Here is a 12,614-nt window from a genome sequence, read left to right as displayed (position 1 = left end):
GAGGCCGAGCGCCAGCCCCTCGGCCAGCGGCCGGTCCCCCGGCCCGGTCGGGCCGGTCACCCCGCCGACCAGCCAGGGGAAGACCAGCGCGACGGCCACCGTGCCGAGGCCGGCCACGGCCGCCGCGAGCAGGCCCGCGGCCCGCTCCCGGGTCGGCCCGAGGACCACCCGGGCCAGCCGGCGCTGCACGTCGGGCTCGACGTCGAGCAGGATCTTGGTCTGCCAGGCCAGCACCGGGAAGAGCACCACCGCCGAGACGCCGTAGGCCTCCGCGGGCTGGGCCCGGCCGCCGCCGTAGAGGACGCCGAGGGCGAGCAGGCCGGCCAGCACCGGGGCCAGCGCCCTTCCGGTACGCAGGAAGCCGGCCAGCCGCAGCCGGACCAGGGCGATCACCGGGCCACCTCCGGAGCGGGACCGGACCCGCCGGGCGCGCCGGACAGCGGGGCCTCGCCGGGGGCGGGATCCGGCCGACCGCGCTCGCCGGGCTGCGCAGTGCCGGAGAACCGGTCCTCGGCGGGGGCGGCGGACGGGGAGTCGGACGCGGGTCGCGTGGCGGGGGGCGGGACGGCGGGGTCGCGTACCCGAAGGACGTGGTGGCCGTCGGCGCGCAACCGGGCGACGGCGGCGGCGACCCCGGTGGCCGGGACCGACAGCTCGACCACGACGGTGGCCGCGGCCCCGGACGGCGCCGCCTCGGTGACCGTGCCGTCGGCGACCGACCAGTGCCGGGCGCCGGGGAGCCGGACCGTCTCGCCGCGGTGATCGCTGACCAGCACCGTGCCGCCCTCGGCCAGCACCTCGCCGACCACCTCGGGCACCAGGTCGCGGGCGGCGGCGTCCAGCCCCTCCCAGGGCTCGTCGAGGACGAGCAGGCCGGGCGGGCGGAGCAGTGCCTGGGCCAGGCCGACCTTCTGGGCGGTGCCCTTGGACAACTCGGGCAGCCGCACCCCGTGGAAGCGCGTCAGGCCGAGCCGGTCGACCCAGCGCCGCACCGCCCGGTCGGCCTCCGAGCCGGGCAGGCCGGCCACCCAGGCCATTGCGGCGAGGTAGGCACCCACGGTGAAGGGCTGGTCGGCGGGGAAGCGCTCCGGCACCCAGCCGACGGCCGCCGGCCGGTCGACCACCCGGCCCCGCGTCGGCCGGAGCACGCCGGCGGCGAGCTGGAGCAGGGTGGACTTGCCCACCCCGTTGCGCCCGAGCACCACCGCCACCTCGCCCGGGCCGATCGCCACGTCGGTCTCCCGCAGCACCCACGGACCGCGCCGCTGGTACCGCAGCCAGACGCCTTCCAGCCGCATGCGCCGAGCCTGCCACACGGGACAGACGGACGGGGCCCCGCCACCGGGTGGTGGCGGGGCCCCGTCCGGGCAGTCGTGCTCAGGCCTCGGCCGGAGCCTCGGTCAGGTTCTTCACCGCGTTCGGGTCGACCGGGACGCCCGGGCCCATGGTGGTGGTGAGGGTGACCTTCTTCAGGTACTTGCCCTTGGCCGCGGACGGCTTCGAGCGCAGCACCTCGTCCAGCACCGCCGCGTAGTTGTCGATCAGCTGGGACTCGGAGAACGAGGCCTTGCCGATGATCAGGTGGAGGTTGGAGTGCTTGTCCACCCGGAAAGTGATCTTACCGCCCTTGATGTCCGCGACGGCCTTGGTGACGTCCATGGTCACCGTGCCCGTCTTCGGGTTCGGCATGAGGCCGCGCGGGCCCAGGATCCGCGCGATCCGACCGATCTTGGCCATCTGGTCCGGGGTGGCGATCGCCGCGTCGAAGTCCAGCCAACCGCCCTGGATACGGGCGACCAGCTCGTCGGTGCCCACCTCGTCCGCACCCGCGGCGGCGGCCTCCTCGGCCTTCGCGCCGGCGGCGAAGACGATCACGCGGGCGGTCTTACCGGTGCCGTGCGGCAGGTTGACCGTGCCGCGGACCATCTGGTCCGCCTTGCGGGGGTCGACGCCGAGGCGCATCGCGACCTCGACCGTGGCGTCGAACTTGACGTTGGTGGTCTCCTTGGCCAGCTTGACGGCCTCGGCGGGAGAGTAGAGCTTCGACCGGTCGATGACCTCGGCGGCCTTGCGGTAGCTCTTGCTGCGCTGCATTTCTGGTGACTCCTGTGGTCTATGGCGGGCCCGCGACTCCGCGGCCCTCCCACGAACGGATCGGGTGGAGCGGTGCTACGAGGTCAGTCGGCGACGGTCAGGCCCATCGACCGGGCGGTGCCGGCGATGATCTTCTCGGCCTGGTCGATGTCGTTGGCGTTGAGGTCAGCCATCTTCTTCTCGGCGATCTCGCGCAGCTGGGCGCGGGTCACCGAGCCGACCTTCTCCTTGTGCGGGACGCCCGAGCCCTTCTGCACGCCGGCGGCCTTGATCAGCAGCCGGGCGGCGGGCGGGGTCTTCAGCACGAAGGTGAAGGTGCGGTCCTCGTAGACGCTGATCTCGGCGGGGACGATGTCGCCCCGCTGCGACTCGGTCTGCGCGTTGTAGGACTTGCAGAACTCCATGATGTTCACGCCGTGCTGGCCGAGCGCGGGGCCGACCGGCGGCGCCGGGGTGGCCTGGCCCGCCGGCAGCTGAAGCGTGAACGTCTTGACGAGCTTCTTCTTCGGAGGCATGTCTCTTCCTGGGGCTTGGAACTGGGATTTTCGCCGGCCCGCGGGCGCGCACGGTCAGCGCGGTGCGGACAGCCGACGTTCTAGGGTAGCGCAGCCTTCCGCCACCCTCCCGCCGAGGTCCGGCGGACGGCGAAACGAGGCGCCGGCGGCCGGCCCGAAGGCCCACCGCCGGCGCGGACGTACGTCAGATCTTGGCGACCTGGTTGAAGTTGAGCTCGACCGGGGTCTCCCGGCCGAAGATCGACACCAGGACCTTGAGCTTCTGCTGGTCGGCGTTGATCTCGCTGATCGTCGCCGGCAGCGAGGCGAAGGCGCCGTCGGTGACGGTGACCGAGTCGCCGACCTCGAAGTCGAGGACCTTGATCTCGGGCTTCGCCTTCTTCTGCTCGGTCTCGACCGCCGGGGCCAGCCACTTGAGCACCTCGTCGAGGCTCAGCGGCGCCGGCCGGTCGGCCCGGTCGGTGGCGCCGACGAAGCCGGTGACCCCCGGGGTGTTCCGGACGCAGGAGTAGGACTCGGCGGTCAACTCCATCCGGACCAGGATGTAGCCCGGGAAGACCTTCGCCTGGACCTGCGACCGCTTGCCGTTCTTGACCTCGACCTCTTCCCGGGTCGGCACCTCGACCTGGTAGATGAAGTCCTCCATGTCGAGGGAGGTGATCCGGGTCTCGAGGTTGGTCTTGACCTTGTTCTCGTAGCCGGCGTACGAGTGCACCACGTACCAGTCGCCCGGGGCGTAGCGCAGCTTCTGGCGCAGCTCGGCGACCGGGTCGAAGTCCTCGTCCGGGGCGGGCTCGGTGGTCGGGAACTCCGGCTCGCTGGCGGCCTCGACCGACTCATCGTTGGCCGCCGTCGCCACCGTGGACTGCTCGTCCGGGGTCTCGGCGGTCTCGTCGTACTCAGGCACGCTCGCTCACTTCCGTCACTATCGCTGTCCGCAGGTCAGCTCGGGTTGCCGAAGACCCACAGCACCGCCTTCGCGAAGCCGTAGTCCAGGCCGGCCACGATCGCCAACATCACCGCGACGAAGGTGACCACCACGGCCGTGTAGGTCAGCAGCTCCTTGCGGGTCGGCCAGATGACCTTACGCAGCTCGGCCACGACCTCGCGGAAGAACCGCGCGATGCGGGCGAACAGCCCGATCCGCTCGGTGTCCTTGCGGGTCTTCCGCCCCTCGGTGGAATCGGCGCGGGCCCGCTCGCGCGTGGCGGTGCCGCCCCGGGAGACCGGCTCGTCCGCGTCGGTGGCGTCGTCGTCGGCCACACCGTCGACGGTCGCGTCGTCGTCCAGACGCTCGTCGCCGGCGTCCTCGCCGCGCCGCTTGCTCTCGGCCACTTCGCCCTCCGTGCGGGATATCGGGTCGCACGCCGGACGGCGTGCGCGGCGTGTGGTCACGCCGGCCGGACCAACCGTCCCGCGACGGGCCGCGGCCGGCGGACCGACCGGGAGGGCCCCGAATGCCTCGGAACCAACCCCGCCAATGCCACCACCACGGGCCGGGCGCCGCTGTGCGGCGGCGCGACCCACGGGAACGGTCAGGCCTGAGGCGCAGGGGTGACAGGACTTGAACCTGCAGCCTGCGGTTTTGGAGACCGCTGCTCTGCCAATTGAGCTACACCCCTGTGCGGCAACTCACCCCACCCGGACACGCAGTGCCGAGCAGGGGTCACTTGCCCCACGGCGGACCAGTGTACGGGTAGTCGTGCGACTTTCCCAACCGGTCCACCCCTCGCGCGCCGAACGGATCCTCAGCGAGGCGTCCGCACGGTCGCCCGAGCCTGCGACAGCACCTTCTCCCCCAGGCAGGTCGCGGTGATGTCGAGCCTGGTCAGGCCGTCATCGGTGACCTCCTTGACCACCGCGGAGACCTCGACCTCGGCGCCCTCGTCGGTGTCCGGCACGACCACCGGGCGGGTGAAGCGGACGTTGAAGTCGACCACCGCGTCCGGCGCGCCGGCCCAGGTGGTGACCGCCCGGCCGACCAGGGCCATGGTGAACATGCCGTGGGCGATCACCCCGGGCAGGCCGACCTTGGTGGCGGTCCGGTCGCTCCAGTGGATCGGGTTGAAGTCGCCCGAGGCGCCCGCGTAGCGGACCAGGTCCGCGCGGGTCACCCGGAACGTCTGGGTGGGCAGCTCCATCTCCTCAGGCCTCCCCGCGTACGACGATCTTGGACCAGACGGCGACCACCGGCTCGCCGGCGACGGTGCTCACGTCGGTGCGGGTGGTCAGGAAGCCGTGCCCGCCCCGGTTGGTGACCTCCTCGATGGTGTTCACGCAGACCAGCTCGTCCCCGGCCACCACCGGCCGGGTGTACGCGAAGCGCTGGTCGCCGTGCACCACCCGGCTGTAGTCGACGCCCAGCGCCGGGTCCTCGACGATCTGCCGGCTGGCGGCCATGGTCACGATCACCGGGAAGGTCGGCGGGGCCACCACGTCGGGGTGGCCGAGCGCCCGGGCGGCCGCCGGGTCGTGATGCGCCGGGTCGGTCGCCCCGATGGCGGTGGCGAACTCGCGGATCTTTTCTCGGCCCACCTGGTAGGGGGCGGTCGGCGGATAGGTCCGGCCGACGAAGGACGGGTCCAGGGACATGCCGCGAACCTACACGGAAAGCACGAACGCCGATCCGTACGGGCGGGCGGCCGTTGGGGGCCGCCGTCCGCGCGGATCGGCGTTCGAAAGCTGTCTGCGGGCCGGCTGCGCCGGCCGTGGGTCAGCGGGTCTCGCGGTGGATGGTGTGCTTGCCGTCCCGGGGGCAGAACTTCTTCAGCTCGATGCGGTCCGGGTCGTTACGGCGGTTCTTGCGCGTGATGTAGTTGCGCTCCTTGCACTCCACACACGCCAAAGTGATCTTCGGCCGGACATCGGTCGCCTTCGCCACGGCGGAGTGCCTTCCTCGCTCACGGGATAACAACTACGGCGCATCAGCCTACGCGCTGTCTACGCGGACATGCAAAGTGGGCGCCGTTGGGCGCCCATCCCACCGACCACCGGGCGGACCCGGAGGACGAGAGTAGCGGTGGCCGGACTTGAACCGGCGACACAGCGATTATGAGCCGCTTGCTCTGCCATCTGAGCTACACCGCCGTGGCGGGTCCAGCCGGACCCTCTGAGCCCCCTTACGGAATCGAACCGTAGACCTTCTCCTTACCATGGAGACGCTCTGCCGACTGAGCTAAGGGGGCCTACCCGATCACCCCGTGGGGTGTCGCGCAGAGGAAACAGTACACGACCCCGCCGCCGAGGTGAAATCGGATCCCCCGCTGCCGCGTCTACGCAGGTCAGGGTACGACCCGCAGGCGGGGAAGCTCGCCCGCCGCGATCGTCTCGGGGTCGACCTGGGCGCCGAACCAGGCCTCCAACCGCTCGTACGGCAGGGGCCGGCTGAACAGGAAACCCTGGCCGATCTCGCAGCCGATGTCCTGGAGCAGCTCCAGGGTCAGCTCGCTCTCCACGCCCTCGGCCACCACGGCCAGGCCGAACTGCTGGGACAGCGTCACCACGGCGTTGACGATGGCCAGGTCGCCCGGGTCGGTCGCCATCCCCTGCACGAACGAGCGGTCGACCTTGACCTCGTGCACCGGTAGCCGGCGCAGCTGGGCCAGGGACGAGTTGCCCGTGCCGAAGTCGTCCACCGAGAGGCGGACACCGAGGTCGCGCAGGCGCTTCAGGGTCGGGATGGGACGTTCGGTGCCGTCCAGCACCCCGGCCTCGGTGACCTCCAGGGTGAGCCGCTGCGGCGGCACGCCGTACTCGTCGAGCAGGTCCCGCACCAGGGCCGGGAAGTGCTGGTCGGTGAGCGTCCGGGCGGCCAGGTTGACCGAGATGGCGAGCGCTTCCCCACCGTGGCTCCAGTCCCGGCTGCGCCGCAGGCTCTCCCGCAGCACGAACTCGGTGAGCCGGCCGAGCTGGCCGGTGTGCTCGGCCACCGCCACGAAGTCGTTCGGGACCACCGTGCCGTGCGCCGGGTGCTCCCAGCGGGCCAGGCACTCCACCCCCACCAGGCGCCGGTCCCGCAGCGTGACCTTGGGCTGGAAGTAGACCTCCAGCTCGCCGTCGTCCAACGCCCGGCGCAGGTCGGCGGCGAGGCCCAGCAGGCGCAACGAGCGGGACTCCAGCACCGGGTTGTAGAGCTGGACGCTGCCCGGAACCGACTTCGCGGCCGTGGCGGCCAGGTCGACCCGCTGGAGCAGGGTCACCGCGTCGCTGCCGTGGTCGGGGTGGACGGCCACGCCGACCGCGGTGTCCACGTCCAGGGTGAGCGCGTCGAAGACCATCTCGTCGCGGATCTGCTCGCGCAACTGGCCGGCCAGCTCCAGCGCCGCCTCGGTGCTCTCCAGCCGCAACGTCACCAGGAACTCGTCGCCACCGGCCCGGCCGACCAGGGCGGAGGAGGGCGCGCTGGCGCGCAGCCGCTCGGCCACCTCGACGAGGACCTTGTCGCCGGCCGCGTGGCCGAGTGACTCGTTGACCTGACGCAGCCGGTCGACGTCGAAGAGCAGCAGCGCCACCACCTCGCCGGGCGCGGCGATCCGGACCGCCTCGGCCACCGCCGCGGTGATCCGTCGACGGTTGGGCAGCTTGGTCAGCGCGTCGTGCTCGGCGTCGTGCCGCAACCGGTCGACCAGCCGGGAGTTCTCCAAGGCGACGGCGGCGTGCGCGGCGACGGTCTCCAGCAGCGGAACGTCGGTGCGGCCGAAGGAGTTGCTGGCGCCGAGCCGGTTGGCCACCTCAAGGGTGCCGATGACCACGGAACCCGAGCGCAGCGGGACCGCGATGACGTCCTTCACCCGCTGCTCGGAGAGGGCGGTCCGCAACTCGGCGTCGGGCACCGGGCCCCGGCCGAGGACGAGCGTGTGGCCCTCCTGGCGGACCCGCTCCCGCAACGAGGGCGGGGTGGGGGCCACGTCGAGCAGCCCCGAGTCGGCGATCCGGGAGGTCAGCAGGACCTCCGGGTGCCGGCCCTGAGCGGGCAGCCAGAGGGTCGCGTATTCCGCCTGCAGCAGGGCCCGGACCCGGCCGAGCAGGGCGTCGGCGAGGGTGCCGTCCTGGCCACTGCCGCTGACCGCCCGGCTCAGCTCGTACATGTCGGCGAGGGTCCGGTGCTGCCGGAAGAACTGCGTGTACGCCCGGTAGACCAGGGTCAGCGCGGTGATCAGCGCCCCGAGCAGGAGCAGCGACCACCAGGTGGAGGTGATCAGGATCAGGATGATCAGACCCGCGACGATGTTTATCGACGCGGAGAGGAGCGCCGACGGCGACTTGCGGAACGCGTCCCGGCCGGTCTGCCACCCCTGCAGCAGCGTGTAGACGCCGGCCACCGAGGTGATGCTGACCAGATTGACCATGATCGCGGCGGTGAAGAGCGTCAGCCAGGTGCGGGGCCCGACCCCCTCGACCGGCGGGAGGGCCTGCAGCACCAGCACGGCGAGCGACGAGCCCGCGGCGGCGCGGGCGACGTTGAACCAGAGTTTGGTCGTGCCCATCCGGTGCCAGAGATGGGTGAGAACCGCCGCCGCGGTGTAGATGATCACGACCGTCAACGGACGGGTCAGGTAGAACGCGAGTACCAGCGGGATCTCGGTGAGGGTGACGCCGAGCGACTGGCGCCGGACGGTGAAGTTGAGCACCGGCAGCCCGGCGGCCACCATGGCCAGCAGCAGCAGCACCGCCAATGACCAACCGCCGAACGGTTGGTCATTGGCGAGCCCGGTGATCGTCGAGCAGACGACCGCGAAGAGAACCAGTGGCGCTGTGATCAGCCAGGCGTGATCGTTGGAACGCGAGCCCTTGGGGGGCTGTGCCGACATGCCGCCCCTTCCGTCGACCCGTCGTCCGGCTCAGATCAGCCGGTGACCGTCAGCGAACCGCGGGCATGTTCCAGATGACGTCCGCGGTCTGCGCGTCTCCCAGCTCCGGGCCAGCGCCGACGAGAATGCCGCTCGCCACGGCGGCGATTGCCAGCAATGAGCCAAGCAGCCGGCCCAGCTTTCGACCAGACATGTCCGCTCTCCTGTCGGGGATAGTTCACAGGGATGGTGGAGGTTCCACGATCGTGCCACAGGGCCGGCACCCAGAAAAGTCGTGGGAGCAGCCCAGATCCGACCGTCGCCAACGTTCCGCCGTTCGGTCCAGACCCCGGGGGACGCCTAGCCAGATCAGACGTGTCGGCAGACCGTCAGCCGTTCCGTCCATTGCGGATTCAGACCTTCAACGCGAACCGATCAAGCCACCCGAAAGCCCCGTTCACCCGCTGCGACGCCGCGACACCATCCAGTACACCCGGAGGACGGCATCCACCCCGGGGCATAGACCACCATACCTCTCCCCGGCCAGAACGCCAGAGGATGATCCGGGTCAATTCCATCGAAATGGCGGACCCGCCCCGGCGACGAGTCGGGCTTCGGACCGACCGGTCCGGGTGACGGCGGCCGTACGCCGACTCACCGCCCAGGAGCATCGGCGCGGATCGGAGCGGGCTCAGGATTGGGGGGCAGCGGCCGGAACGCGCCCGCACCCTGGAACCGGCCGAATTCCCGACACCAGGGGCGCGCCGAGGCGCGAGTGCCCGTCGAACTCCCGGGCCTGCTTCGGATGCCCGTCCTGGCGACGCGAACTGGCCCTGGTGGCGTCGCGCCTAGAACTGGCGCCGACGCCAGCGTGGCTCGCGCTGGACTCAACGAGAAAGGCCCCGGAGCGCGTTTCTGCAGCTCACGGGGCCATCTCTGCACCTGGTGGCGGGTAGAGGATTCGAACCTCTGTAGCTTTCGCGACGGATTTACAGAGCGCCAAGCTCGGGCCTCTGGCCAGCGCAAACGCCGTTCAGCCCCCTGCTCGTGACACGGATGTGACACAGGGGCTCATTTAGCCGCCCAGGGTGCGCCAGCCGGTGGCCCGGCGCTGGCAAGCTACAGGCGGGTGTAGCGGAGAAACATGTTGCCCTGCTCATCCAGCAGCGACCGCCTGAGATGCCACTCGCCGGGCGCGGGAGACGTCTCGGTCCCTCCGGTGACCCGAGGACCGCCTATCGCGAGCACCTTCGGCGCGATTGTTAAACAGACCTCATCAACCAACCCTTGTTGGACCATCTGTGCAGCTAACGAGGGACCGCCTTCGCAGACAATGCGACGATATCCACGTGCCCTCAAAACATGAATTGCTTGAGTCAAACTCACATCGTGCCCACCGACCGGTAGGACATCCGCGTGCTCCGAAAAATCCACCGTCGTGGCAGCCACTGCGGCAGCGGGCGCGATGAGGATAGGTCGCGGCGGGACGTGACGCTCTACGTGTCGTTGAAACAGAGGACCGGCTAGGTCGAGATCTAGGCTCCGTGTAACGACTGCGATAGTCGGATACGGGTGAAGGCCATTCGCCTGGCGACGCGCGATCTGCGGGGCGGACATGACGGAAGGGCCGTACTGCTCGGCCCGCACTGTCTCGGCACCTAGTAGGAGCAGATCCGCTTCCCGCTTGACGATCTGATATATCCGCTGATCGCCCGGGCTAGTTAGGCTAGCACTGGACCCGCTGACAGCAGTTAAACCGTCAATGCTGGCGACTCCCAATAGTCGGACTCCGTATCCCGTCTCAGAAGTCGGGGCGTAGCGTTCATGAAGCTCATCTTCGTCAAGGTCGACCAGTCCGGCCTTGGGCCACATGTCACGAACACGCGCGCCGGCAGCAGGGGCGGGTGGTCCGGCCAGTCGCCAAACCAGTTCGGCCAACTTGTCGCCAAGTGAATCTGGAAGACCTGCGGCCGCGAGAAGGTTCGTGCCACTGATGGCGTGCCGATCAGCAGAGCCCCGCTCACCTGTTGCTATGTACTCTGCGCCACCCCGGTCCATGCCGTAAACCACAACCCGCTGCTGGCTCTCGAAGGCAACTGCGATGGCGTCGACGCCCAGGTCCCGCTGCACTTCGACGATTCCCCGATGACGGCGACATTGCTCAGTCCAATACCCAATGAGCTCGACTTCGCTTTGCCCGTTTACACCGGAGGATAGAATATAAGGAACGCCGTACCGGCCTGCCGGGCTGCTGATTGTTAGCAATTTGGCTGGGCTTCCCCATCGCCACGTGCTGGCATGTTGCTTGATCGCCGCAAGAATGGGATTGCCCTCGGATGCGCTGGTCATAGTCATGCCCGATCATCCTGCTTAACGTTCGCGGCAGCAATCTTTCGTTCTGCCTCAGACCAAGGGCGAAGCTTCGTCGTGTAAGCCATTTCGGTGCGATCCCCTGCTAGTACCACGTCGGCAACTTCTACAACCCGGTCTGTAGTGTCGATGGAAATCTTTCGCAGCACCAAGACGGCAACACCTGCATCGATTCCCAGCGCCAACGCTTCCTCGGCCGAAGGCGGACGAGCGGTTACTTCATCAACGATTCTGTCCAACTCGACGCCGATTGTGCTCAACTGATGTTGGGTGCCACCGGGCCAAGGCTCATTATTGGAATCGAGCAGTTCCGGATTTTTGGCGGCCACATCATACACGAGAAGCGATCGGCCGATCCCGAACGGAGCCACTTCTTTGGAGGAGCGCGTTCGGTAGATGCGTTCAAGGAGCTTCGTGCCTGCGGGAATCTTGAAGACTTCCGCGACTTCCTCGTCTGCAACGCATTCTCTGTACTCTGCCTCGAATTGAAGGTCTGCCAATTCGAGGCCTGTATCGCGCTCGGTTGCTCCCGTCCGCCGTCGATCCTCTTCGGAGCAGAGAACACGGTCCTTCTCCCACTGGTACCGCTCAGTAGTTCGGCGGATCCGTTGCCGAGGGATGCGAACAAAGGTGCCCTGTCCGTGCCGCTTCTCAATCAGCCCCTCGGCCGCGAGCTGGTCCAGCGCGCGCCGCATGGTGACCAAGCTGACGCCGTACGTGTCGCGCAGCGATGTCTCCGCAGGCATCCGCTCCCCCGGCTTGAGGCTGCCGGACTTGATCCTCTGTCGCAGGTCGGCCGCAATGCGGTCGTACTTGGTCGCCATGCCCTCTCCCCATCTTCGCCGCCACTGTCCCCGCCAGTATAGGCAGTCCTCTAGACCTCTTGACATAGCCCGAGCGACCCTCCATGCTCAGGTGGTCCTAGAGAGGACTGGTCCTCTCTCAGGCATCGCCGGACGGTTGCCAGCGTCGGCGCTGCGGCTTCGGCTGCGGCGTTCGCGAACGGGCCGCCGCGCGGTCGGTCTTTGAGAACTTCACAGCGACGGAAGAGCGCGGACGAGAGCCGTCCTCGGTAGACCCCCGCCTTGAGCCACATGGTGGCCGACCCCCGGTGCAGAGCCGGGGCGAGCGGGGTGTCGGGCAAGGGCGGCGTTCGCGCTGTACGACCTCGGAACGGGCGGCGTCTTCGCTGTCCGTTCCGAGGGTTTCCCCCGCTGCATCGACCTGTACCGGAGGTTTCCCGTGAGGAAGCACATCGTTCCCGTCACTTTCGAGCCGACCGCCGCCGACCTGGCCGCGATCGAGGTGGAGTGGCCGCTGATCGCCGCTGAGCTGGACGTGCTCGACGCCGAGATCAGCATGATCTACGCCGAAGACCACGGCGGCCCCTCGCCGCTGGACTGGCGGCGGCTGCGCCGGGCCGAGGCCCGCGTCACCCGCGCCGCCGCCGACCTGACCACCCGCACCGACCCGCACCGCGCGGCCTGATGCCTCGCATCCGCGCCGCCTTTCACGACCCGGACGGGGCGCGGTACGGCATCCCCACCTACTGGTGGCGAGGTGCCCCGCCCGGCTACGCCACCCGCCGCCAACTGACCGCCGCCGGCCTACGCCCCGGCGGTCAGCCGATCGCCGCCCAGGTGCTCTGGGCCGGGGTCGGCGGCACCCGCGCCGCCTACCTCTACCGGGTCGACCTGGCCCGACCGAAGCGCACCGCCACCCCCGCCCAGCTCCGGGCGGTCCGCGCCGCGCTGACCGCCCGCCGCACCTGCCCGACCTGCCGGCAAGTCCGCGGCTACTACATCCCGCGCTCGCTCGGCGAGTGCCTGACCTGCGCACACCCCTT

General features: G+C 69.6%; 14 protein-coding genes, 3 tRNA genes and 1 pseudogene. 2 read left to right on the top strand and 16 right to left on the bottom strand.

Annotated elements, in window-relative coordinates:
- From B0E53_RS25410 to B0E53_RS25340, 16 genes and pseudogenes are all read right to left on the bottom strand, one after another.
- A pseudogene (locus B0E53_RS25410) lies at nucleotides 1-393 on the bottom strand (hypothetical protein); the annotation flags it as partial.
- A complete protein-coding gene (locus B0E53_RS25405; RefSeq protein WP_107078348.1) occupies nucleotides 390-1,298 on the bottom strand; it encodes an ATP-binding cassette domain-containing protein in 909 nt (302 codons plus the stop codon). The pseudogene B0E53_RS25410 and the gene B0E53_RS25405, both read right to left, overlap by 4 nt.
- Before the next feature lie 79 nt (nucleotides 1,299-1,377).
- Nucleotides 1,378-2,094 carry a 50S ribosomal protein L1 gene (rplA, locus tag B0E53_RS25400; RefSeq protein ID WP_107078347.1) on the bottom strand — a complete coding sequence of 239 codons (717 nt, stop codon included), beginning with the start codon at nucleotides 2,092-2,094 and terminating at the stop codon, nucleotides 1,378-1,380.
- An 83-nt stretch (nucleotides 2,095-2,177) separates the two neighbouring features.
- Nucleotides 2,178-2,609 carry a 50S ribosomal protein L11 gene (gene rplK, locus B0E53_RS25395; RefSeq protein ID WP_013288647.1) on the bottom strand — a complete coding sequence of 144 codons (432 nt, stop codon included), beginning with the start codon at nucleotides 2,607-2,609 and terminating at the stop codon, nucleotides 2,178-2,180.
- A gap of 184 nt (nucleotides 2,610-2,793) precedes the next feature.
- On the bottom strand, nucleotides 2,794-3,516 hold the full coding sequence (gene nusG / locus B0E53_RS25390) for a transcription termination/antitermination protein NusG (protein ID WP_107078346.1): 723 nt from the start codon (nucleotides 3,514-3,516) through the stop codon (nucleotides 2,794-2,796).
- A 35-nt stretch (nucleotides 3,517-3,551) separates the two neighbouring features.
- Nucleotides 3,552-3,944, bottom strand: a complete 393-nt coding sequence (gene secE, locus B0E53_RS25385) for a preprotein translocase subunit SecE (protein WP_107078345.1) — start codon at nucleotides 3,942-3,944, stop codon at nucleotides 3,552-3,554.
- Nucleotides 3,945-4,158: 214 nt separating this feature from the next.
- Nucleotides 4,159-4,231, bottom strand: a tRNA-Trp gene (locus B0E53_RS25380).
- 126 nt (nucleotides 4,232-4,357) lie between these two features.
- On the bottom strand, nucleotides 4,358-4,750 hold the full coding sequence (locus B0E53_RS25375; RefSeq protein WP_091317948.1) for a MaoC family dehydratase: 393 nt from the start codon (nucleotides 4,748-4,750) through the stop codon (nucleotides 4,358-4,360).
- Between the two features lie 4 nt (nucleotides 4,751-4,754).
- Complete coding sequence (locus B0E53_RS25370) at nucleotides 4,755-5,201, bottom strand: MaoC family dehydratase N-terminal domain-containing protein (protein ID WP_091317946.1); 447 nt, start codon at nucleotides 5,199-5,201, stop codon at nucleotides 4,755-4,757.
- Nucleotides 5,202-5,322: 121 nt separating this feature from the next.
- The gene (gene rpmG, locus B0E53_RS25365) at nucleotides 5,323-5,490 is read right to left on the bottom strand and encodes a 50S ribosomal protein L33 (protein WP_067301359.1); all 168 of its coding nucleotides are present in this window, start codon (nucleotides 5,488-5,490) and stop codon (nucleotides 5,323-5,325) included.
- Between the two features lie 133 nt (nucleotides 5,491-5,623).
- Nucleotides 5,624-5,696 (bottom strand) — tRNA-Met (locus B0E53_RS25360).
- Nucleotides 5,697-5,721: 25 nt separating this feature from the next.
- Nucleotides 5,722-5,794, bottom strand: a tRNA-Thr gene (locus B0E53_RS25355).
- Between the two features lie 96 nt (nucleotides 5,795-5,890).
- Nucleotides 5,891-8,419 carry a bifunctional diguanylate cyclase/phosphodiesterase gene (locus B0E53_RS25350; protein ID WP_107078344.1) on the bottom strand — a complete coding sequence of 843 codons (2,529 nt, stop codon included), beginning with the start codon at nucleotides 8,417-8,419 and terminating at the stop codon, nucleotides 5,891-5,893.
- A 49-nt stretch (nucleotides 8,420-8,468) separates the two neighbouring features.
- Nucleotides 8,469-8,612 carry a hypothetical protein gene (locus tag B0E53_RS37845; protein WP_168215401.1) on the bottom strand — a complete coding sequence of 48 codons (144 nt, stop codon included), beginning with the start codon at nucleotides 8,610-8,612 and terminating at the stop codon, nucleotides 8,469-8,471.
- Nucleotides 8,613-9,517: 905 nt separating this feature from the next.
- Entirely contained in the window at nucleotides 9,518-10,753 is a 1,236-nt protein-coding gene (locus tag B0E53_RS25345; protein WP_107078343.1) for a dihydrofolate reductase family protein, read from the bottom strand.
- Nucleotides 10,750-11,592 carry a GntR family transcriptional regulator gene (locus tag B0E53_RS25340; RefSeq protein WP_107078342.1) on the bottom strand — a complete coding sequence of 281 codons (843 nt, stop codon included), beginning with the start codon at nucleotides 11,590-11,592 and terminating at the stop codon, nucleotides 10,750-10,752. The genes B0E53_RS25345 and B0E53_RS25340 overlap by 4 nt, the downstream gene beginning before the upstream one ends.
- 418 nt (nucleotides 11,593-12,010) lie before the next feature.
- Between B0E53_RS25340 and B0E53_RS25335 the strand changes: the two genes are divergently transcribed.
- On the top strand, nucleotides 12,011-12,256 hold the full coding sequence (locus B0E53_RS25335) for a DUF6284 family protein (protein WP_107078341.1): 246 nt from the start codon (nucleotides 12,011-12,013) through the stop codon (nucleotides 12,254-12,256).
- A partial coding sequence (locus B0E53_RS25330; RefSeq protein ID WP_107078340.1) for an RRQRL motif-containing zinc-binding protein occupies nucleotides 12,256-12,614 on the top strand: 359 nt, incomplete at its 3' end. The genes B0E53_RS25335 and B0E53_RS25330, both read left to right, overlap by 1 nt.

Origin of the sequence: Micromonospora sp. MH33 (assembly GCF_003013775.1) — a bacterium.
GTDB lineage: Bacteria > Actinomycetota > Actinomycetes > Mycobacteriales > Micromonosporaceae > Micromonospora > Micromonospora fulviviridis.
The sequence above is the reverse complement of the archived record's forward strand: the minus strand, read 5'-3'. Positions and strand labels throughout refer to the sequence as shown.